Below are 21,511 nucleotides of genomic sequence, written 5' to 3'. Positions count from 1 at the left end.
AGCCCCGCGCTGCCCTTAGGGAAAGGACAGGCGCGGGGCCTTCGTGTCGATCATGTGCGCCGCACCCGCGTGGCGAACGCAGGCCGCGTGCGGCGCGGTGCCGCTGAGAGAGCTGAACAAGCTCTCGGCTGCCGGTCGGAGCGGGTGAGAGGGACCGCTGTGCCCAAACCGGCGGCGGGGTGGGGCGGTGTGCCCCGGAAGGGTCAGCCTTCGAGATCGGCCGGGAGGGTGTCAGCCCTTGAGGCCGGCGACCTGCTGGGCGATCGCCGACTTCTTGTTGGCGGCGTTGTTCTTGTGCAGAACACCCTTGCTGACGGCCTTGTCGAGCTTGCGCGCGGCGGCGCGGGCGGCTTCGGTGGCCTTCTCGGCGTCACCGGCGGCCACGGCCTCGCGGGTGCGGCGGATGGCGGTCTTCAGCTCGGACTTGACCGCCTTGTTGCGCTGGCGCGCCTTCTCGTTCGTCTTGTTCCGCTTGATCTGGGACTTGATGTTCGCCACGTAGAAAGCCTTCGCAGGTTCGTTGGGTTTCGCTTGCTTTGGTGTGCGTCCGTGCCCGCGGAGGTGTCCATGAGAGTCCATGGAGCTGTCCGTCAGCGAGGGGCATGAGACACAGTCGGCCAGGTTACCAGCAGGGTGCATGGCGTCCCAAACCCGGAAGAGGTCGCCATTCATGGGACCATGGACGGGACTGACCCATTCCCATGACACCGCGTCCCGCCTAGACACAGGACCCTGCGTGCCCGCGACCCCTACCAATGTGCCGGAGCCTAGCCGTACCGATCCGGCTCTGATCCGTAACTTCTGCATCATCGCGCACATCGACCACGGCAAGTCGACGCTCGCCGACCGCATGCTCCAGCTGACCGGTGTGGTTGATCAGCGGCAGATGCGCTCGCAGTACCTCGACCGCATGGACATCGAGCGCGAGCGCGGCATCACGATCAAGTCCCAGGCGGTCCGGCTGCCCTGGGCGCCGACGAAGGACGAGGGCGGCGAGCCGGCCACCCATATCCTCAACATGATCGACACCCCCGGCCATGTGGACTTCACCTATGAGGTCTCGCGCTCCCTCGCCGCCTGCGAGGGCTGCGTCCTGCTGGTCGACGCGGCCCAGGGCATCGAGGCCCAGACCCTCGCCAACCTCTATCTGGCGATGGAGAACGACCTCACGATCATCCCGGTCCTCAACAAGATCGACCTGCCCGCCGCCCAGCCCGAGAAGTACGCCGCCGAGCTGGCGCATCTCATCGGCTGCGACACCTCCGACGTGCTCAGGGTCTCCGCGAAGACCGGTGAGGGCGTGGCCGAGCTGCTGAACCGGGTCGTCGAGCTCGTACCGCCCCCCGTGGGCGTTTATGACGCACCCGCCCGCGCGATGATCTTCGACTCCGTCTATGACGCCTACCGGGGCGTCGTGACCTATGTGAAGGTCGTCGACGGCACGCTCAGCAAGCGCGAGCGGATCAAGATGATGTCCACCGGCGCCGCCCATGAGCTGCTGGAGATCGGCACCAACTCCCCGGAGATGACCCCCGCCGACGGGCTGTCCGTGGGCGAGGTGGGCTATCTGATCACCGGTGTGAAGGATGTCCGCCAGTCCAAGGTCGGTGACACGATCACCCAGGTCACCCGCGGTGCGCAGGAGGCGCTGGGCGGATACAAGGACCCGAAGCCGATGGTGTTCTCGGGGCTGTATCCGCTGGACGGCTCCGACTACCCGGAGCTGCGCGAGGCCCTGGACAAGCTGCAGCTCAACGATGCCGCGCTGGTCTACGAACCGGAGACCTCGGCCGCCCTCGGCTTCGGCTTCCGCGTCGGCTTCCTCGGGCTGCTGCACCTGGAGGTCATCCGTGAGCGCCTGGAGCGCGAATTCAATCTCGACCTGATCGCCACCGCACCCAATGTGGTCTATCGGGTGGAGATGGAGGACGGCAGCGAGCACACGGTGACCAACCCGAGCGAGTTCCCCGTGGGCAAGATCGACACGGTGCACGAGCCGGTCGTCCGGGGCACGATCCTCGCCCCGAGCGAGTTCATCGGCGCGATCATGGAGCTGTGCCAGAACCGCCGCGGGGTGCTGCTCGGTATGGACTACCTCTCCGAGGACCGGGTCGAGATCCGCTACACCCTGCCGCTGGCCGAGGTCGTCTTCGACTTCTTCGACCAGCTCAAGTCCAAGACCCGCGGCTATGCCTCGCTGGACTACGAGCCCACCGGTGAGCAGACCTCGGAGCTGGTCAAGGTCGACATCCTGCTGCACGGCGACAAGGTGGACGCGTTCTCGGCGATCACCCACAAGGACAAGGCGTACGCGTACGGCGTCCGGCTGGTCGCCAAGCTGCGCGAGCTCATCCCGCGGCAGAACTTCGAGGTGCCCATCCAGGCGGCCATCGGCTCCCGGGTCATCGCCCGTGAGACGGTCCGTGCCATCCGTAAGGACGTCCTCGCCAAGTGCTACGGCGGTGACATCTCCCGTAAGCGGAAGCTGCTGGAGAAGCAGAAGGAAGGCAAGAAGCGGATGAAGATGGTCGGCAACGTGGAGGTCCCGCAGGAGGCCTTCATCGCGGTGCTGTCCTCCGACTCCGACGGTAAGGACGCCAAGGCGAAGAAGTAGGAGCCGCCCCGGGCGGGCGCGGAGCCCTGGCGAAGGTGAGGGCGGAGCCCACGGAACGGGTGTGGTCAGCGGGCCTGGCGTGATGGATGCGCTGGGCCTGCTGCGTGCGGGGGAACCTCTTGGGCATCTCGTGAGAACAACGTGACGCTCACCCCTTACGCAGTAAGGATTCGGCCCCTACCCTGATCACCACTCGAAGGTTACTCGCGAGTCACCAAGCAATGAGGCGGGCCCCGGAGGATGCCGTGACCGACACACAGATCTTGCTCGAGAACCGGCCGCCGTCCTTGGCGACGCATTTCCTCCAGCGCGTCGAGGCGACACCGGACGGGGAGGCGTACCGCTATCCGGTGCCTCCCGCCTCGGGCACCGGCCCCGACGACTGGCGGCCGCTGACCTGGCGGGAAAGCGCGGATCGGGTCTTCGCCATCGCCGCCGGGCTGATCGAACTGGGCATCCGCCCCGAGGAGCGGGTGGCGCTGGCCTCCTCGACCCGCGTCGAGTGGATCCTGGCCGACCTCGGCGTGCTGTGCGCGGGCGCGGCCACCACCACGGTCTACCCGACGACCAATGCCGACGAGACCTCCTTCATCCTCTCCGACTCCGGCAGCCGGGTGCTGATCGCCGAGGACGCGACGCAGCTCGCCAAGGTGCGGGCGCAGCGCGATGAACTTCCCGAGCTGGCCCATGTGGTGGTGATCGAGGCCGGGGACGCGGTCCCCGCCGCGGACGACCCCGAGGGCTGGGTGCTCTCGCTCGCCGAGCTGGAGAAACGGGGCGCGGCCCGTCTGGAGCGCGAGCCGGACGCCGTACGGGAGCGGATGGACGCCCTGCGCGGCGATCAGCTTGCGACGCTCATCTACACCTCCGGTACCACCGGGCGCCCCAAGGGCGTACGGCTGGCGCATGACTCCTGGTCGTACATGGCCATTGTGATCGGCACCCAGGACGGGCTGCTCTACCCCGACGATGTGCAGTACCTGTGGCTGCCGCTCGCACATGTCTTCGGCAAGGTGCTGACGGCGGGGCAGATCTACGTCGGCCACACCACGGCGGTGGACGGCCGGGTCGACAAGATCATCGACAATCTGCCGGTGGTCCGGCCGACCTATATGTGTGCCGTGCCGCGGATCTTCGAGAAGGTCTACAACGGGGTGGCCCAGCGGGCGCGCGAGGGCGGCGGGGCCAAGTACAAGATCTTCCAGTGGGCGGTCGAGGTCTCCCGGGATTACGCCAGGACTTCGCAGGATTCCTTCCGCCGCACCGGCATCGCCTCCGTGCCCTTCGCCCTCAAGGCCCAGCACGCGGTGGCCGACAAGCTGGTCTACGGCAAGCTGCGCGAGGCGTTCGGCGGCCGGCTGCGGGCCGCGGTGTCCGGTTCCGCCGCGCTCGCGCCCGACATCGGCTACTTCTTCGCGGGCGCCGGGATCAACATCCTGGAGGGCTACGGCCTGACCGAGTCCAGCGCCGCCAGCTTCCTCAACCCGGCGGACTACCGCACGGGCACGGTCGGCAAGGCGTTCCCCGGCCTGGAGGTGCGCTTCGCCGACGACGGCGAGGTGCTGCTGCGCGGGCCCGGCATCATGCAGGGCTACCACGGGCTGCCGGAGCTGACCGAGCAGGTGCTGGAGTCCGACGGCTGGTTCCATACCGGAGACATCGGCGAGTTGTCCCCCGACGGCTATCTGCGGATCACCGACCGCAAGAAGGACCTGATCAAGACCTCGGGCGGCAAGTACGTCGCCCCGGCGGAGGTCGAGGGCCAGTTCAAGGCGGTGTGCCCGTTCGTCTCCAACATCCTGGTGCACGGCGCCGACCGCAACTACTGCACCGCGCTGATCGCCCTCGACGAGCCGACGATCATGAAGTGGGCGGCCGAGCACGGCCTCGGGGGCAAGTCCTACGCGGAGGTCGTGGCCACCGATGAGGCACGGAAGCTGATCGAGAGCTATGTGCTCCGGCTCAACGAGGGGCTGCAGCGCTGGCAGACGATCAAGAAGTTCCGGCTGCTGCCGCGCGACCTCGACGTGGAACACGGGGAGTTGACGCCCAGTCTGAAGCTGAAGCGGCCGGTGGTCGAGCGTGAGTACAAGGCTCTGATCGAGGACATGTACGCGGGAACGCGGGAGGTTTAACGGGCAAGGATACGACCCCGCACCGGATTTCAGGTTGACCGGCCCGCCGGACACATGAATTTTCCCCTTATCGCGGTTCACTTGCGTAACCCGGTGCATATGAGGGCGGTCCGTCTGTCACTCTGTCCGTGCCGGATACGGTTACGGATACGGCGTTATGACGGAGCTTCTTCAGGAGCCGCACAGTGGGGACGTCATCTTCTGCCACTTCTGGTGGGTCGGTTGAGGGCGGTGGGGTTGTTCTACCGGTCGGGGGTGGGGTTGGCCCCGTTCGTACCAGTGCCTCGGCACGCGTCAGCCTGCCCGGCACTCCGCTCGCGGCCTCGGCCGCCCGCCGGTTCGTCCGTGCCGCCCTCGCCGACTGGGCCGCGCTCGAGGTCCCGGCCGCCGACCGGGTCACCGACCGGGTCGCGGACGAGGCCATACTGCTGGTGAGCGAGCTGGTCACCAACGCGGTGGTGCACGCGGGCACCGCCGTCGAGGTGAGCTGCGCGCTCGATGTGTCGGACCGCGAGGGCGAACCGCCGTCCCTGGTCGTGGAGGTGACCGACCACCATCCCACCCGGGTGGTGCGCGGCGATCCGCCGGATCCGGACGAGGGGCCGGAGTACGCCGGTGGCCACGGGCTACGGCTGGTGGCCGAGATCGCCGAGTCCTGGGGGACGACCTACCGGCGGGCGACCAAATCGGTGTGGTTCCAGATGGCGGTGGCGCCCACGGGCTCGGCCGCCGCGGGGGCGGGCGCCATGGGCTCGGGCTTCATGGATGCCGCGGCCGCCATGGACCCGGCGACCGCGACCGCGACCGCCACCGTGCCCGAGCCCGAGGGCGGGTTCGGGGCGGGGGCTGCCCCCGAGGGCCCGGGCTCCGTTCCTGAGGGCGCGGGAGTCGTCCGTGAAGGCCGTAAGGAGGCCGTCGAGATCGTCGCGCCCGCGCAGGGCCGCGCCCCCGTCCGCCTCGACCCCGACTGGATCCAGCGCGGCGCGCTGTCCTTCCTCGCCGAGGCGTCCGACCTGCTGGCCGGGCAGTTCGACGAGGACATGGTGACCTCGCTCGCCGGCCAGCTCCTGGTGCCCCGGCTCGCCGACTGGTGCGCGATCTGGCTCGACTCCACGAGCGGCCCGCCCCGGCTGGCCCGGGTCTGGCACGCCAGCGAGGGGCGCATCGAGGGCCTGCGGCGGGTGCTGGAGAAGGAGCCGCCCCAGGTGCCCGCCGCCGTCCGCGGCAGCGCCGTGGCGTGGCCCTGGCCGGCCGACCCCGCCGCGTACGGGCCCGGCGGCGCGGCCCTCGCCTGCCGGCTGGTCGCGGGCGGCCGCGCGCTCGGCACGCTGCTGCTGGGGCGGGCCGGGCTGGTGCGGATGCCGGACGAGGCGGTCGGCCTGGTCGAGGACTTCGCCCGCCGCGTCGCCCTGGCGCTCGCCTCCGCCCGCCGCTACACCCGGCAGGCGACCATCAGCCGGGTGCTGCAGCGCGGGCTGCTGCCGTCCGTGATCCCGCGCATCCCCGGCGTCGAGTCGGCGGTCGTGTACGAGCCGACCGGCGACATCTCGGCCGGGGGCGACTTCTACGACGTCTTCCCGGCCGGTGACGGCCGCTGGTGCTTCGTCCTGGGCGACGTCTGCGGAAACGGCCCGGAGGCGGCCGTGGTGACCGGCCTCGTCCGGCCCTGGCTGCGGCTGCTCGCCCGCGAGGGATACGGCGTGGGAGAGGTCCTGGACCGGCTCAACCAGCTCCTGGGCGAGGAGGCGGTGGAACAGGCGGTCGAGGGCGCCGCGGAGGCCGTGGCGGCAGGTGTGGAGGCCGCGGGAGGCGCCGCCGGGGTCGTGGAGCTGATGGACGGCGGCCTGGTCGGCACGGGGCTTCCGGCGGGCGGCGGGGTCGCACGGTTCCTGTCGCTGCTGTACGGGGAGCTGGAGCCGCTGGGCGAGGGCCAGGGGGTGCACTGCACGCTGGCCAGCGCGGGGCATCCGCTGCCGCTGGTGCTGCGGCCCGAAGGCGAGGTGCGGACCGTCGCGGCGCCGCAGATACTGCTGGGCGTTGTGGACGATGTGACGTACGAGAGTGAATCGTTCGATCTGGCGCCCGGGGAGACGCTGCTGTGTGTGACGGACGGGGTGACGGAGCACCGATCCGGCGACCGGCAGTTCGACGACGAGGACGGCCTGGCGGCGGCGTTCGCGCTGTGCGCGGGGCTGAGCGCGCGGGAGGTCGCGGAGCGGGTGCGGCAGGCGGTGGACGAGTTCGCGGCGGAGCCGCCGGACGACGACCTGGCGATGCTGGTCCTGAAGGTGGTCTAGGCCAGGTCTAGGCCAGGTCTGGGCCCCATCCGGCGAGGGCCGCTCCGCTGACGATCCGCGGGACAGGCCCAGACGGGTCCTGGGCCCCGGGCCCCGGCCCCGGGGGCCCCGCGCCTCGTGGTCCCGGGCGGCGCGGGCCGTGACGGACAATGGGGGCATGCCTTCCGTACTGCCAGATGGTGAGCCCATGCCCGAGGACGGCGCACTGCCCGCGACCGCTTTGGCGGGGGCGGAGCGGCGGCCGCTGGGGTTCTATCTGCATGTGCCGTACTGCGCCACCCGCTGCGGCTACTGCGACTTCAACACCTACACCGCCAGTGAGCTGCGCGGCTCCGGCGGTGTGCTCGCCTCGCGGGACAACTATGCCGAGCAGGTCGTCGAGGAGGTGCGGCTGGCGCGGAAGGTGCTGGGCGACGACCCACGGCCCGTGGAGACCGTGTTCGTCGGCGGTGGGACCCCGACCCTGCTCGCCGCGGCGGATCTCGGGCGGATGCTCGGGGCGGTCCGGGAGGAGTTCGGGCTGGCCGAGGGGGTCGAGGTCACGACCGAGGCGAATCCGGAGTCGGTCGATCCGCGCTATCTGGCGGAGCTGCGGGAGGCGGGGTTCAACCGGATCTCCTTCGGGATGCAGAGCGCCCGGCAGCACGTCCTGAAGGTGCTGGACCGTACGCACACCCCGGGGCGGCCGGAGGCGTGCGTGGCCGAGGCGCGGGCGGCCGGATTCGACCATGTGAACCTGGACCTGATCTACGGGACGCCGGGGGAGAGCGACGCTGACTGGCGGGCCTCCCTGGAGGCGGCGCTCGGGGCGGGGCCGGACCATGTGTCGGCGTATGCGCTGATCGTGGAGGAGGGCACCCAGCTGGCGCGGCGGATCCGGCGCGGCGAGGTCCCGATGACCGACGACGATGTGCACGCCGACCGCTATCTGATCGCCGAGGAGACCCTGTCGGCCGCCGGGTTCGCCTGGTACGAGGTCTCCAACTGGGCCACCTCGCCCGCCGGGCGCTGCCGGCACAACGAGCTGTACTGGCGCGGCGCCGACTGGTGGGGCGCCGGCCCCGGCGCGCACAGCCACGTGGGCGGCGTGCGGTGGTGGAACGTGAAGCACCCCGGGGCGTATGCGCAGGCCCTGGGCGAGGGCAGGTCGCCCGGCGCGGGCCGGGAGCTGCTGACCGCCGAGGAGCGCCGGGTGGAGCGGATCCTGCTGGAGCTGCGGCTGGCCGAGGGCTGCCCGCTGGAGCTGCTGCGCCCGGCCGGGGCGGCGGCCGCGGCACGGGCGCTGGAGGACGGCCTGCTGGACCCGGAGCCGTATGGACGGGGGCAGGCCGTGCTCACGCTGCGCGGGCGGCTGCTGGCGGACGCGGTGGTGCGCGACCTGGTGGACTGACCGGGCACATCCCCGCGTGGTGCGCGACCTGGTGGACTGACCGGGCACATCCCCGCCGGCGCGGGGACCACGACCTCCTGGGGAGTGTGGACGAGCTGATCGACCTGATCGACGGAGCACCGCCGCGGTGGCGGAGCGAAGCGGCCGGCCCACCACCGTGTCAACGGGAGGACGTGGGCAGGGGTTACCGCCCTGCGGTTACGTGATCGATCAATTCCTCCACCCGCCCCAGGAGCTCCGGCTGGAGGTCCTTGTAGGAGTGGACCGAGGACAGGATCCGCTGCCAGGCGGCCCCGGTGTTCTCCGGCCAGCCCAGGGCGCGGCAGACGCCCTTCTTCCAGTCCTGGCCGTGCGGCACCGTCGGCCAGGCCGGGATGCCGACGGATGACGGCTTCACGGCCTCCCAGATGTCGATATAGGGGTGGCCGAGGACCAGCACATGCTCGCCGGTGACCTGTGCGGCGATACGGGACTCCTTGGAGCCCGTCACCAGATGGTCGACCAGGACGCCGAGCCGGGCGTCCGGGCCGGGGGAGAAGTCATCGACGATGGCGGGCAGGTCGTCGACGCCCTGCAGGTACTCCACGACGACGCCCTCGATGCGCAGATCGTCGCCCCAGACCCGCTCCACCAGCTCCGCGTCATGGCGCCCCTCGACATAGATGCGCCCCGCACGGGCGACCCTCGCGCGCGCTCCCGGAACGGCGATCGACCCCGAGGCCGTGCGCTGGGGCGCGCTGGGCGCCGCCGCGCGCGGGCGTACGAGGGTGACGACACGCCCTTCGAGCAGAAAACCGCGCGGCTCCATGGGGAAGACACGATGTTTTCCGAAGCGGTCCTCCAGAGTGACCGTGGGTCCCTCGGCGGTCTTCTCGCAGCGGATCACGGCGCCGCAGAAGCCGGTGGTGACCTCCTCCACGACGAGGTCCGGTTCGGCGGGGACCTCGGGGGCGGGCCGCTGCCGCTTCCAGGGCGGGGTCAGGTCCGGGTCGTACTGTCGCATCCGGATGACGATAGCGCGCGCCGACCGCCCACTCCTGAAGTGCGGACAACTAGGTGGACGCCTAGTTGGGCGGCTAGGTGGACGCCTAGAGAGACGCGCCGAAGCGGGCCGCCAGTTCGTCGCGTTGGGCCCGGACGAACCCGGCGTCCACGACCGAGCCGTGCCCCGGGACGTACCGCGCGTCCGGGCCGCCGAGGGCGAGCAGCCGGTCGAGGGCGGCGGGCCAGCGGCCGGGGATCGCGTCGGGCCCGGCCTGCGGCGTGCCGGACTCCTCCACCAGATCGCCGCAGAAGACCACCTCGGGCCGGCCGGGCACCAGAACGGCCAGGTCATGGGCGGTGTGGCCGGGCCCCACATTGGCCAGCAGCACCGGCCGGTCGCCCAGGTCGAGGGTGAGCTCCCCGGAGACCAGGTGGTGCGGGCCGACCAGATGGTCCACGGCCTCGGTGGCGGCGTCCCGGTCCACTCCGTGGCGGATCGCGTCCTCGCGCAGCGTCTCCCGCTCACGGCGCAGCAGCTCGTCCATGCCCGTGGCCCCGTACACCTCGCAGCCCGCGAAGGCGGCCGAGCCCAGGACGTGGTCGAAGTGCGGATGGGTGAGCGCGATCCGGGTGGGGCGGCGGCCGGTCAGCCGGGTGATCAGGGCGCGCAGCTCGGCCCCGGCGCGCAGGGTCGCGCCGGTGTCCACGACGAGGATGCCGGTCCGGCCGACGACCACGCCGACCGTCTCGTCCCACTCCGGCATCCGACGGCGGGCCACACCGGGTGCGAGCCGCTCCCAGCCTGCCTCTTCCCAACACGTCTCCATACCGCGACGCTAGCTCAACGGGGATGGGGGAGAGTTGCTGCCAGCGGCGGCTCTTGCCCATGCCACCGCACCCCGCCGTACACTGGCAGAGGGGTTCTGGCACTCGTGCCCGGTGAGTGCCAGGCGGACGACCTGATGAGACCGCTGGACTGGAGGTGCGCGGGGTGCTCAGCGAACGCAGACTCGAGGTGCTGCGTGCCATTGTCCAGGACTATGTGGGGACGGAGGAGCCGGTCGGCTCCAAGGCGCTCACCGAGCGGCACCGGCTGGGGGTCTCCCCGGCCACGGTGCGTAACGACATGGCCGCTCTGGAGGACGAGGGGTTCATCGCCCAGCCGCATACGAGCGCCGGGCGGATCCCCACGGACAAGGGCTATCGCCTCTTCGTGGACAAGCTGGCGGGAGTGAAGCCGCTGTCCAGCCCGGAGCGGCGGGCCATTCAGAACTTCCTGGACGGCGCGGTCGACCTCGATGACGTGGTGGGCCGCACGGTCCGGCTGCTGGCGCAGCTGACCCGGCAGGTGGCGGTGGTGCAGTATCCGTCGCTGACCCGTTCGACGGTGCGCCATGTGGAGCTGCTGCCGCTGGCCACGGCCCGGGTGATGCTGGTGCTGATCACGGATACCGGCCGGGTGGAGCAGCGCATGGTGGACTGCCCCACCCCGATCACCGAGGACTCGCTGGCCGATCTGCGCGCCCGGCTCAACAGCCGGGTCGTGGGTCGGCGTTTCGCGGATGTGCCGCAGTTGGTGCAGGATCTTCCGGAGTCCTTCGAACAGGAGGACCGGGGGACCGTCTCGATCGTGCTGTCGACCTTGCTCGAGACGCTTGTGGAGGAGACCGAGGAGCGGCTGATGATCGGCGGCACCGCGAACCTCACGCGTTTCGTGCATGATTTCCCCCTGACGATCCGGCCCGTCCTGGAGGCACTCGAGGAGCATGTCGTCCTCCTCAAGTTGCTGGGCGAGGCCAAGGACTCGGGTATGACCGTGCGGATCGGGCATGAGAATGCTCACGAGGGGCTCAACGCCACCTCGGTCGTCGCGGTCGGCTACGGTTCCGGCGACGAGGCGGTCGCCAAACTCGGCGTGGTCGGACCGACCCGCATGGACTACCCCGGAACGATGGGAGCGGTACGCGCAGTGGCACGTTACGTCGGACAGATCCTGGCGGAGTCGTAAGTGGCGACGGACTACTACGCAGTCCTGGGCGTGCCGCGTGATGCCTCGCAGGACCAGATCAAGAAGGCATTCCGCCGGCTCGCACGCGAGCTGCATCCGGATGTGAACCCGGATCCGAAGACCCAGGAGCGGTTCAAGGAGATCAACGCCGCTTACGAGGTCTTGTCGGACCCACAGAAGAAGCAGGTCTACGACCTGGGCGGGGACCCGATGTCCGGGGCGGGCGGCGGTGGTGCCGGCGGCTTCGGAGGGGGCTTCGGCAACTTCTCCGACATCATGGACGCGTTCTTCGGGACCGCCTCGCAGCGCGGTCCGCGCTCCAGGACCCGGCGCGGTCAGGACGCGATGATCCGGCTGGACGTGGAGCTCAGCGAGGCCGCGTTCGGGACCACCAAGGACATCCAGGTCGACACCGCGGTCGTCTGCACCACGTGCAGCGGCGAGGGCGCGGCGCCGGGCACCTCGGCGCAGACCTGTGACATGTGCCGTGGCCGCGGTGAGGTCTCCCAGGTGACGCGGTCCTTCCTGGGCCAGGTCATGACCTCGCGGCCGTGCCCCCAGTGCCAGGGCTTCGGCACCGTGGTGCCGACTCCGTGCCCGGAGTGCGCGGGCGACGGCCGGATCCGCTCGCGGCGCACCCTGACCGTGAAGATCCCCGCCGGTGTGGACAACGGCACCAGGATCCAGTTGGCCGGTGAGGGCGAGGTCGGACCGGGCGGCGGCCCGGCGGGCGACCTGTACGTGGAGATCCACGAGGTCCCGCACCCGGTCTTCCAGCGGCGCGGTGACGATATGCACTGCACGGTGACCATCCCGATGACGGCGGCGTCGCTGGGCACCAAGGTTCCGCTGGAGACGCTGGACGGCATGGAGGAGGTCGACATCCGGCCCGGCACCCAGTCCGGCCAGTCGATCCCGCTACACCAGCGCGGCGTCACCCATCTGCGGGGCGGCGGCCGGGGCGATCTGATCGTGCATGTCGAGGTGACCACCCCGACCAAGCTCGACCCGGAGCAGGAGGAGCTGCTGCGGCGGCTGTCGAAGCTGCGTGGCGAGGAGCGCCCGATCGGCGAATTCAAGCCGGGGCAGCAAGGGCTGTTCTCGCGACTGAAGGATGCGTTCAACGGACGGTAGGCGCTCCGGCCGGGGGTACGGGGGTTGTCCCCCGGGGGAGTGCGGTAAGCCGGGGCAGCAAGGGCTGTTCTCGCGTTTGAAGGATGCGTTCAACGGACGGTAGGCGCTTCCGGGCCGCGATACGGCCCGTAAGGGCGCCACTGATCCGGTGGTGGGCTCGTGTGGAGGGCATGGCACGATGTGGCCATGTCCTCCGCGCTGACCGATCTTTACCGGTACCCGATCGTGCAGGCGCCGATGGCGGGTGGAGCCTCCTGCCCGCAGCTCGCCGCCACTGTCTCCGAGGCCGGTGGCCTCGGTTTCCTCGCTGCCGGCTACAAGACGCCGGAAGCGATGTATGAGGAGATCAAACAGCTGCGAGGGCTGACCGGCCGGCACTTCGGTGTCAATCTGTTCATGCCGCAGCCGTCCAACGCCGACACGGCCGCCGTCGGGGCCTACCGGGCGCGGCTCACGGGCGAGGCGGCCTGGTACGAGACTCCGCTGGGCGACCCGAACGCGGGCTCGGACGACGCGTACGACGCCAAGCTCGCCGTACTCCTCGACAACCCGGTTCCGGTCGTCTCGTTCACCTTCGGCTGCCCGACCCGCGCGGTCCTCGACGCCTTCGCCAAGGCCGGCACCCGCACGATCGTGACCGTGACCTCGCCCGTCGAGGCGCAGACCGCCCAGTGGGCGGGCGCCGACGCCGTCTGTGTGCAGGGCGTGGAGGCCGGCGGCCACCAGGGCACGTACAGCAATGACCCGGCCGTCGACGGGATGGGCGCCGGGCTCGGTCTGCTGTCGCTGATCACGCTGGTCCGTGAGTACGTCCAGATCCCGATCATCGCGGCGGGCGGGATAATGCGCGGTTCGCAGATCGCCGCGGCGCTGGCCTCGGGCGCGGTCGCGGCCCAGATGGGGACCGCGTTCCTGGTGTGCCCCGAGTCCAGGGCGAACGCCCTGCACAAGCAGGCGATGACGGATCCGCTGTTCGGCCGGACCGAGCTGACCCGCGCCTTCTCCGGCCGCCCGGCCCGGGGCCTGGTCAACCGCTTCATGCGCGAGCACGGCCCGCACGCGCCCGCCGCCTACCCCCAGCTGCACCACATGACGTCCGGCCTCCGTAAGGCGGCCGCCAAGGCGGGCGATCCGCAGGGGATGGCGCTGTGGGCCGGGCAGGGGCACCGGCTGGCGCGTGAGCTGCCCGCCGCGCGGCTGGTGGAGACGCTCGCGGCGGAACTCGACGCCGCGCGGGCCGAGTTGGGTCTTCAGTCCCAGCGGGGTGCGGTGTCGTGACCGCCCCGGTGTTCGTGGCCGACTCTCTGGCGGGTGCGGCCGCGGGGGCCCGGGTCTGGCTGGAGGGCCCGGAGGGGCGCCACGCGGTGTCCGTAAGGCGGCTGCGCGTCGGTGAGCCCGTGGTGCTGACGGACGGTCACGGTACGGGCGTCCAGGGCACCGTGGCGGCCGTCGAGGGCAAGGACCGGCTGCAGATCGCGGTGGACGAGGTGCGCCAGGAGGCGGCCCCGGACCCGAGGATCACCGTCGTCCAGGCGCTGCCCAAGGGTGACCGGGGCGAGCTGGCGGTGGAGACCATGACGGAGACCGGTGTGGACGCCGTCGTTCCGTGGTCGGCGTCCCGCTGTATCACCCAGTGGAAGGGCGAGCGCGGCCTCAAGGCGCTCGGCAAGTGGCGGTCGACCGCGCGCGAGGCGGGCAAGCAGTCCCGTCGGCTGACCTTCCCCGAGGTCCCGGACGCGATGACGACCAAGCAGGTTGCCCGGCTTCTCGCCGAAGCCGCGTTCGCGGCCGTGCTCCACGAGGAGGGCGGCGAACCGCTCGCGACGGCACAACTGCCCGCGAGTGGCGAGATCGTGCTGGTCGTCGGGCCCGAAGGGGGCGTGTCCGCCGAGGAGTTGGCGGCCTTCGCGGAGGCGGGCGCGCGGCCGTACCGGCTGGGCCCGAGCGTGCTGCGCACCTCCACGGCCGGAACGGCGGCCGCCGCGCTGCTGCTCGGCCGCACCGGCCGCTGGGGATGAGAGAGGCCCCTCTGGGATGTGCGGGCCCCTCTGGGGTCTCTTCGCGCTTCTGTGCGCCCGTACCTGGCCGAGGACGGCCTTCCGATAGGCGCCGGCCGATGGGAACCTATCCCCTATGGGGGTATTGAGTCAGGCAAGGCGGAGACGGACGCTCTTGTCCGTCGCGGCGGTCGGCGCGGCGGTCGCGGTGACGGCGTGTGAGCCGACGGGCGGCGGCATCAGCTCCGTGACGGTCGCGATCACCACGGACCAGGTCGTCACGGAGGCGCTGGAGCGGGGCGGCGTCGGCGTCCGCTGGATGAGCTGCAACGCCGAGTTCAAGAACGGCCGTACGGCCGGTGCTTCGCCCTCGCGGAGCGAGCGGTCCGGGGAGACCGACGCGCGGGTGGACTGCCACGGCAGGACCGACAACGACAAGGACATCAGGATCAAAGGCCGGGTGACCTACGTACGGGCGGATCACTGCGTCCGGGGCGATGTGACCGGCGAGGTGGACGGCCGGAAGGTCTTCGAGGCGCAGGTGATCGGGGAGTGCCAGGGCGGCGGCCCGGACACCGACAGCCCCCGGCCGACCTTCAGTCACTCGTGGGACCGCCCGAGCACGAAGAGCCCCCAGCCGACCCGCAGCCACCCCTGGGACCACCGGACCACCGAGGCCCCCAGCCGACCCGCAGCCACCCGTGGGACCGCCCGACCACGGACCGCCCCCAGCCGACCCGCAGCCACCCCTGGGACCACCCGACGACCGCAGGCGGCGCCGGTCAGTCCGGTACCGGGGACAGCGCCGGTAAGGGCGGTACCGAGGGCGGTAGTCAGGGCGAATAGGCCGCGATCTCTCCCGTCGGCAGAGGCTCCCGGTACCATCCGGACCGTATGTGCCGACGATCCGTAAGGAGCCACCGGTGGCGGGAGAACCGCAGGCCGACTGCCTGTTCTGCAAGATTGTCTCGGGGGAGGTGCCGGCCACCGTCGTCCGCGAGACGGACACCACCGTCGCCTTCCGCGACATAAACCCCCAGGCACCCACGCACATCCTGGTGATCCCCAAGGTGCACTACCCGGACGCGGCCTCCCTCGCCGCGGCCGAACCGCAGGCCGCCGCGGATGTGCTGCGCGAGGCGGGCACGGTCGCCGCCGATGAGAAGCTCGTCGAGACGGGCTACCGCGTGGTGTTCAACACCGGCTCCGGCGCCGGTCAGACCGTCTTCCACGCCCACGCCCACGTCCTGGGCGGCCGCGGGCTCAACTGGCCCCCCGGATAACCCTTGTCCGCACGGGAACTGATCGTCCTCGGCACCGCCAGCCAGGTGCCGACCCGGCACCGCAACCACAATGGCTATCTGCTGCGCTGGGACGGCGAGGGCCTGCTGTTCGACCCCGGTGAGGGCACCCAGCGCCAGATGCTGCGGGCCGGGGTCGCCGCCCATGACATCGACCGGATCTGCGTCACGCACTTCCACGGGGATCACTCCCTGGGCCTGGCCGGGGTGATCCAGCGGATCAACCTCGACCGGGTGCCGCACCGGGTGACCGCCCACTACCCGGCGAGCGGACAGCGGTTCTTCGAGCGGCTGCGGTACGCGACCGCCTACCGCGAGACGGTGGCGCTGACCGAGGAGCCGGTCGCCGGTGACGGCGCGGTGCTGGCCCGCACCCCCGCGTACACACTGGAGGCGGCCCGGCTCTCGCACCCCGTCGAGTCGTACGGCTATCGCCTGATCGAACCGGACGGCCGCAGGATGCTGCCCGAGCGGCTCGCCGCGTTCGGCGTCCGCGGCCCGGACATCGGCCGGCTGCAGCGGGATCGGGCGCTGGAGATCGAGGGGCGTACGGTCACGCTCGAAGAGGTCAGCGAGGTGCGCCGGGGGCAGCGCTTCGCGTTCATCATGGACACCCGGCTGTGCGACGGCGTCTCCGCGCTGGCGCAGGGGTGCGATCTGCTGGTCATCGAGTCGACCTTCCTGGACGAGGAGGAGGCGCTGGCCGTCGAGTACGGGCATCTGACCGCCGGGCAGGCGGCCCGGGTCGCGGCCGGGGCGGGGGCGCGGCATCTGGTGCTGACGCACTTCTCGCAGCGCTACGGCGATCCGTCCGACTTCGAGCGCCAGGCGCGGGCCGCCGGGTTCGAGGGGGAGCTCACGGTCGCCGAGGACCTGATGACGGTGGCGCTGCCCAAACGGCGCTGAGGGCGCCAAGGTGAGGGCGTAGGGCCCCGGGGACGGCGCATGCCGCGCCGCGACGGGGCCGCCCGGGCCGCCCGGGCCGCGGGGACGATACAGGCCCGCGCCGCGACGGGGTCCTGCGGATCGGTGGGGACGGCGGACGCCCCGAGGGGGTGACGCTTGCCGGTCCCCGGCCCGTTGTCCGTGCCATCGTGCACACTGTCCGCACCCGCATCCGACGATGGAGGCGGACCGGTCAGACCTGGGAGAGCGCGGTGACGACACACAACGGCGACAAGCTCACAGCGGGTTACCCCCTGCTCGACCCGCTCGAGGCCGTTCGCCGGCCCGGTGACCCGGCGTGCGACGTCTATCTCACCGGCACCGTCTTCCTCGACATCATCTTCACCGGTCTGGACACCGCCCCCGTCCGCGGCACCGAATCCTGGGCCCGCGGCATGGGCTCGAGCCCCGGCGGCGTCGCCAATATGGCCACCGCCCTGGCCCGGCTCGGCCTGCGCACCTCGCTCGCCGCCGCCTTCGGCGACGACCACTACGGGGACTACTGCCAGGACGCCCTGGACCGCGGCGAGGGCATCGATCTCTCGCTCTCCCGCACGATCCCCGGCTGGCACTCCCCGGTGACCGTCTCCATGGCCTACGAGGGCGAGCGGACCATGGTCTCCCACGGCCATGAGGCCCCGCCGCCCGAGGAGCCCGCCCCCAGCTCCCCGCCCCCGGCCCGCGCCGCCGTGGCCTCCCTGGTGCCCGGCCACGGCCAGGAGTGGGTCGCCGAGGCCGCCCGCCGCGGCAGCAGGGTCTTCGCGGACGTCGGCTGGGACGACACCGGCCGCTGGGATCCGGCCGACCTCGCCGAGCTGGAGCACTGCGAGGCGTTCCTGCCCAATGCCGAGGAGGCGATGCGCTACACCCGCACCGATTGCCCGCGCGCCGCCGCCCGGGCCCTCGCCGACCTGGTCCCGCTCGCCGTCGTCACGCTCGGCTCCGAGGGGGCGTACGCGGTCGACGGCCGCACCGGCGAGACCGCGGAGGTGCCCGCGATCTCCGTGGAGGCCCTGGACCCGACCGGCGCCGGGGACGTGTTCGTCGCCGGTTTCGTCACCGGCACGCTCGCCGACTGGCCGCTCGGCGACCGGCTGGCCTTCGCCGGGCTGACCGCCGCGCTGTCGGTGCAGGAGTTCGGCGGCTCGCTGTCCGCGCCCGGCTGGGTCGAGATCGCCGCCTGGTGGCAGCACGCCCGCTCCTACGACGACCAGCCCGGCCGCGCGCTGCGCCGCTATGCCTTCCTCGACCGGCTGCTCCCGGCCGCCGCCCGCCCCTGGCCGCTGCGCCGGGCCGTTCCGACGATCGGTTTTCGCCAGGCGTAGCGCCGAGGCCCCGGCCGACGCCCCGGACCCTGGGACGGCCGGGGCGCGGGAGCCCCAGGTGAGTGAGGTGATGAGTGGACGAGGAGTAAAAGTGCTCGGGTCTTGTCGGTGCTCCGTCGTACCCTTGTAGCCAAGGTTGTCGAGCGGCGAGAACCCTTGTGCCAGGAGGTAGAAGCAGGCCAGAGAGCCGGCCCATGACGCAACCAACCACAGCACCGCAGGCGCATGCGCAGTTCACGGTCCCGAACAAGCACCCCATGGTCATGGTCCTGGGATCCGGTGACGCGCTGCTGCGTGTGATCGAGAACGCGTTCCCGGCGACCGATATTCACGTACGGGGCAACCAAGTCAGCGCCACCGGGGATCCGAAGGAAGTCGCCCTGGTCCAGCGTCTGTTCGATGAGATGATGCTGGTGCTCCGCACCGGTCAACCGATGACGGAGGATGCGGTGGAGCGCTCGATCTCCATGTTGCGCGCGGCCGAAAATGGAGAGGGCGGAGGGCAGGAGACGCCTGCCGAGGTGCTCACCCAGAACATCCTCTCCAACCGCGGTCGCACCATCCGTCCCAAGACGCTCAACCAGAAGCGCTATGTCGACGCCATCGACAAGCACACGGTCGTCTTCGGCATCGGCCCCGCGGGCACCGGCAAGACCTATCTGGCCATGGCCAAGGCGGTCCAGGCGCTGCAGTCCAAGCAGGTCACCCGGATCATCCTCACCCGGCCGGCGGTCGAGGCGGGGGAGCGGCTCGGCTTCCTGCCCGGCACCCTCTACGAGAAGATCGACCCGTATCTGCGCCCGCTCTACGACGCGCTGCACGACATGCTCGACCCCGACTCCATCCCGCGCCTGATGGCCGCGGGCACGATCGAGGTCGCGCCGCTGGCGTATATGCGCGGCCGGACGCTCAATGACGCGTTCATCATCCTCGACGAGGCCCAGAACACGAACCCCGAGCAGATGAAGATGTTCCTCACCCGGCTCGGCTTCGACTCCAAGATAGTGATCACGGGCGACATCACCCAGATCGACCTCCCCGGCGGGACCAAGAGCGGTCTGCGCCAGGTGCGGGAGATCCTGGACGGCGTCGAGGACGTTCACTTCTCCATGCTCACCAGCACCGACGTGGTCCGTCACAAGCTGGTCGGCCGTATCGTCGACGCATACGACCAGTACGACAGCCGCAACGGAAAGTAACCACGAACCCCCATGGCGATCGACGTCAACAACGAGTCCGGTATCGATATCGACGAGCGGGCTGTGCTCGACGTCGCCCGCTACGCGCTGGCCCGGATGCGTATCCACCCGCTCTCCGAGCTCTCGGTGATCGTCGTCGACGCCGACGCCATGGAGCAGCTGCACATCCAGTGGATGGACCTGCCGGGGCCGACAGATGTCATGTCCTTCCCGATGGACGAGCTGCGCCCGCCGGCCAAGGACGACGAGGAGCCCCCGCAGGGCCTCCTCGGGGACATCGTGCTCTGCCCCGAAGTGGCCAAGAAGCAGGGGGAGGAGGCGCCGACCGGGCACTCCATGGACGAGGAGCTGCACCTGCTCACCGTCCACGGCGTCCTCCACCTCCTCGGCTATGACCACGAGGAGGCGGACGAGCGCGCCGAGATGTTCGGCCTGCAGGCCGCCATCGTCGACGGCTGGCGCGCGGAGCAGGGCCTGACCGGCCCCTCGCCGGCCCCCACCGTCCGATGAGCGCCCAACTCGTCACCGCGACCGTCCTGCTGGTCGTGGTGGCCTGGCTGGCGGCCTGCGCGGAGGCCGGTCTCGCCCGCACCACCCGGTTCCGGGCCGAGGAGGCCGTGCGCTCCGGGCGGCGCGGCAGCGCCAAGCTGATGCTCGTCGCCGAGGACCCCACCCGCTATCTCAATGTGGCGCTGCTGGTCAGGGTCGCCTGCGAGGTCGCGGCGGGCGCGGTCGTCACGTTCGCGAGTCTGCGCGAGTTCGACGAGACCTGGAAGGCCCTGACCGTCGCGATCGGTGTGATGGTCCTGGTGTCGTATGTGGCCGTCGGCGTCTCCCCGCGCACCATCGGCGCCCAGCATCCGCTCAACACCGCGACCGTCGCCGCCTATGTGCTGATCCCGCTGGCCCGGGTCATGGGCCCCATCCCGCCGCTGCTGATCCTCCTCGGTAACGCGCTCACGCCCGGCAAGGGCTTCCGTAAGGGCCCGTTCGCCTCCGAGGCCGAGCTGCGCGCCCTGGTGGACCTCGCCGAGCAGGAGTCGCTGATCGAGGACGAGGAGCGGCGCATGGTCCACTCCGTCTTCGAGCTCGGCGACACCCTGGTGCGCGAGGTGATGGTGCCGCGCACCGACCTCGTGGTCATCGAGCGCTTCAAGACCATCCGGCAGGCCCTCACCCTGGCGCTGCGCTCCGGCTTCTCCCGGATCCCGGTCACCGGGGAGAACGAGGACGACATCGTCGGGGTCGTCTACCTCAAGGATCTTGTCCGTAAGACGCATATCAACCGCGAGGCCGAGGCCGAGCTGGTCTCCACCGCGATGCGGCCCGCCACCTTCGTCCCGGACACCAAGAACGCGGGCGATCTGCTGCGCGAGATGCAGCAGGAGCGCAACCATGTCGCCGTCGTGATCGACGAGTACGGCGGCACGGCCGGCATCGTCACCATCGAGGACATCCTCGAGGAGATCGTCGGCGAGATCACCGATGAGTACGACCGCGAGCTGCCGCCCATCGAGGACCTCGGCGACGGCGCCCACCGGGTGACCGCCCGGCTCGCCCTCGGCGACCTGGGCGAGCTGTACGGCACCGACCTGGAGGACGAGGACGTCGAGACGGTGGGCGGGCTGCTCGCCAAGGCGCTGGGCCGGGTGCCGATCGCGGGCGCCACGGCCGAGGTCGACGTCCCCGAGGGCGGCATCGACCCCGCGCTCAAGGCGCTGCGGCTGACCGCCGAGTCCCCGGCGGGCCGCCGCAACCGCATTGTCACGGTGCTGGTCGAGCCGGTCCGCGAGACCGCCGCGGCCGAGCCGGAGTAGCCCTGTAGCAGCCCCTACGCGCCCGTGACGCGGCCCTGTCCACACCCCGTGGGCGGGGCCGCACCGTCATGCCGAGAAAGCCGGGGCCGCGTCGTCATGCCGAGAAACCGGGGCCGCACTGCCATGCCGCGAGACCCGCCCCTCCGCGCTCCCGCGGCACGCGCCGGGGCGCGGCACCCGCCTGCGCGACAGCGGGCCGTCGCGCCAGCGCATCGGCAACGCGCGGCCCGCGCTGCGCCATGCGAGTGGAATAGCCGTCCGCTCCCTGGCCCATCTGGCGTAGGCACCCGCTTACTTGCAGATACCGACTGGTGGGTCGCCCATACCTCTGTCGGGGGACAGTCGACTTGTCTTGCTTGACGTAG

The 21,511-nt window shown here is 71.1% G+C and carries 18 protein-coding genes; 14 read left to right on the top strand and 4 right to left on the bottom strand.

All coding sequences use genetic code 11. From position 1 onward, the window contains the following. Window positions 1–231 precede the first annotated feature (231 nt). Window positions 232–498 (bottom strand): 30S ribosomal protein S20, encoded by a 267-nt coding sequence (gene rpsT, locus CGL27_RS17700; RefSeq protein WP_059147918.1) that lies wholly within the window; start codon window positions 496–498, stop codon window positions 232–234. A gap of 238 nt (window positions 499–736) precedes the next feature. Between rpsT and lepA the strand changes: the two genes are divergently transcribed. From lepA to hemW, 4 genes are all read left to right on the top strand, one after another. After that, a complete protein-coding gene (gene lepA / locus CGL27_RS17695; RefSeq protein ID WP_119988311.1) occupies window positions 737–2,614 on the top strand; it encodes a translation elongation factor 4 in 1,878 nt (625 codons plus the stop codon). 245 nt (window positions 2,615–2,859) lie between these two features. Continuing rightward, window positions 2,860–4,749, top strand: a complete 1,890-nt coding sequence (locus CGL27_RS17690) for an AMP-dependent synthetase/ligase (protein WP_119988309.1) — start codon at window positions 2,860–2,862, stop codon at window positions 4,747–4,749. Window positions 4,750–4,934: 185 nt separating this feature from the next. Next, entirely contained in the window at window positions 4,935–7,046 is a 2,112-nt protein-coding gene (locus tag CGL27_RS17685; RefSeq protein WP_119988306.1) for a SpoIIE family protein phosphatase, read from the top strand. 157 nt (window positions 7,047–7,203) lie between these two features. Continuing rightward, window positions 7,204–8,436: a radical SAM family heme chaperone HemW gene (hemW, locus tag CGL27_RS17680; RefSeq protein ID WP_119988303.1), complete on the top strand. Its 1,233-nt coding sequence runs from the start codon at window positions 7,204–7,206 to the stop codon at window positions 8,434–8,436. A 184-nt stretch (window positions 8,437–8,620) separates the two neighbouring features. Here the strand turns inward: hemW and CGL27_RS17675 are convergent, their stop codons facing one another. Together CGL27_RS17675 and CGL27_RS17670 are read right to left on the bottom strand one after the other, a co-directional pair. Then, window positions 8,621–9,439, bottom strand: coding sequence for a DUF3097 domain-containing protein (locus CGL27_RS17675; RefSeq protein WP_119988301.1), 819 nt, complete (start codon window positions 9,437–9,439; stop codon window positions 8,621–8,623). Window positions 9,440–9,524: 85 nt separating this feature from the next. Next, the gene (locus CGL27_RS17670) at window positions 9,525–10,247 is read right to left on the bottom strand and encodes an MBL fold metallo-hydrolase (protein ID WP_119988299.1); all 723 of its coding nucleotides are present in this window, start codon (window positions 10,245–10,247) and stop codon (window positions 9,525–9,527) included. Window positions 10,248–10,411: 164 nt separating this feature from the next. Between CGL27_RS17670 and hrcA the strand changes: the two genes are divergently transcribed. The 4 genes from hrcA (at window position 10,412) to CGL27_RS17650 (ending at window position 14,580) form a co-directional block, all read left to right on the top strand. Continuing rightward, a complete protein-coding gene (gene hrcA, locus CGL27_RS17665) occupies window positions 10,412–11,428 on the top strand; it encodes a heat-inducible transcriptional repressor HrcA (RefSeq protein ID WP_014060643.1) in 1,017 nt (338 codons plus the stop codon). Next, complete coding sequence (gene dnaJ, locus CGL27_RS17660) at window positions 11,429–12,562, top strand: molecular chaperone DnaJ (protein WP_078641360.1); 1,134 nt, start codon at window positions 11,429–11,431, stop codon at window positions 12,560–12,562. 186 nt (window positions 12,563–12,748) lie between these two features. After that, window positions 12,749–13,840 carry a nitronate monooxygenase gene (locus tag CGL27_RS17655; protein WP_119988296.1) on the top strand — a complete coding sequence of 364 codons (1,092 nt, stop codon included), beginning with the start codon at window positions 12,749–12,751 and terminating at the stop codon, window positions 13,838–13,840. Then, on the top strand, window positions 13,837–14,580 hold the full coding sequence (locus tag CGL27_RS17650; RefSeq protein WP_119988293.1) for a 16S rRNA (uracil(1498)-N(3))-methyltransferase: 744 nt from the start codon (window positions 13,837–13,839) through the stop codon (window positions 14,578–14,580). The genes CGL27_RS17655 and CGL27_RS17650 overlap by 4 nt, the downstream gene beginning before the upstream one ends. Before the next feature lie 129 nt (window positions 14,581–14,709). Here the strand turns inward: CGL27_RS17650 and CGL27_RS50090 are convergent, their stop codons facing one another. Continuing rightward, entirely contained in the window at window positions 14,710–14,997 is a 288-nt protein-coding gene (locus tag CGL27_RS50090) for a hypothetical protein (protein WP_162953015.1), read from the bottom strand. 485 nt (window positions 14,998–15,482) lie between these two features. Between CGL27_RS50090 and CGL27_RS17640 the strand changes: the two genes are divergently transcribed. From CGL27_RS17640 to CGL27_RS17615, 6 genes are all read left to right on the top strand, one after another. Continuing rightward, the gene (locus tag CGL27_RS17640; RefSeq protein ID WP_078641357.1) at window positions 15,483–15,842 is read left to right on the top strand and encodes a histidine triad nucleotide-binding protein; all 360 of its coding nucleotides are present in this window, start codon (window positions 15,483–15,485) and stop codon (window positions 15,840–15,842) included. 3 nt (window positions 15,843–15,845) lie between these two features. Beyond that, window positions 15,846–16,766, top strand: coding sequence for a ribonuclease Z (locus CGL27_RS17635; protein ID WP_119988290.1), 921 nt, complete (start codon window positions 15,846–15,848; stop codon window positions 16,764–16,766). A gap of 251 nt (window positions 16,767–17,017) precedes the next feature. Next, window positions 17,018–18,130, top strand: a complete 1,113-nt coding sequence (locus CGL27_RS17630) for a PfkB family carbohydrate kinase (protein ID WP_078641355.1) — start codon at window positions 17,018–17,020, stop codon at window positions 18,128–18,130. Window positions 18,131–18,324: 194 nt separating this feature from the next. After that, on the top strand, window positions 18,325–19,329 hold the full coding sequence (locus tag CGL27_RS17625) for a PhoH family protein (protein ID WP_093461702.1): 1,005 nt from the start codon (window positions 18,325–18,327) through the stop codon (window positions 19,327–19,329). A gap of 12 nt (window positions 19,330–19,341) precedes the next feature. Beyond that, window positions 19,342–19,839, top strand: coding sequence for an rRNA maturation RNase YbeY (gene ybeY / locus CGL27_RS17620; RefSeq protein WP_078641353.1), 498 nt, complete (start codon window positions 19,342–19,344; stop codon window positions 19,837–19,839). Then, window positions 19,836–21,146 (top strand): hemolysin family protein, encoded by a 1,311-nt coding sequence (locus tag CGL27_RS17615; RefSeq protein ID WP_078641352.1) that lies wholly within the window; start codon window positions 19,836–19,838, stop codon window positions 21,144–21,146. The genes ybeY and CGL27_RS17615 overlap by 4 nt, the downstream gene beginning before the upstream one ends. The last annotated feature ends 365 nt before the right edge of the window (window positions 21,147–21,511 follow it).

This window comes from Streptomyces sp. 11-1-2, assembly GCF_003595545.1.
GTDB classification, from domain to species: domain Bacteria; phylum Actinomycetota; class Actinomycetes; order Streptomycetales; family Streptomycetaceae; genus Streptomyces; species Streptomyces hygroscopicus_B.
This window is presented reverse-complemented; position numbering and strand designations above follow the sequence as displayed.

Excerpts from the sequence above, each read along its gene's own strand:
- CGL27_RS17655 (WP_119988296.1), top strand. The coding sequence starts at position 12,749 with ATGTCCTCCGCGCTGACCGATCTTTACCGGTACCCGATCGTGCAGGCG.
- CGL27_RS17615 (WP_078641352.1), top strand. The coding sequence starts at position 19,836 with ATGAGCGCCCAACTCGTCACCGCGACCGTCCTGCTGGTCGTGGTGGCC.
- ybeY (WP_078641353.1), top strand. The coding sequence starts at position 19,342 with ATGGCGATCGACGTCAACAACGAGTCCGGTATCGATATCGACGAGCGG.
- CGL27_RS17625 (WP_093461702.1), top strand. The coding sequence starts at position 18,325 with ATGACGCAACCAACCACAGCACCGCAGGCGCATGCGCAGTTCACGGTC.
- CGL27_RS17670 (WP_119988299.1), bottom strand. The coding sequence starts at position 10,247 with ATGGAGACGTGTTGGGAAGAGGCAGGCTGGGAGCGGCTCGCACCCGGT.
- hemW (WP_119988303.1), top strand. The coding sequence starts at position 7,204 with ATGCCTTCCGTACTGCCAGATGGTGAGCCCATGCCCGAGGACGGCGCA.
- CGL27_RS17675 (WP_119988301.1), bottom strand. The coding sequence starts at position 9,439 with ATGCGACAGTACGACCCGGACCTGACCCCGCCCTGGAAGCGGCAGCGG.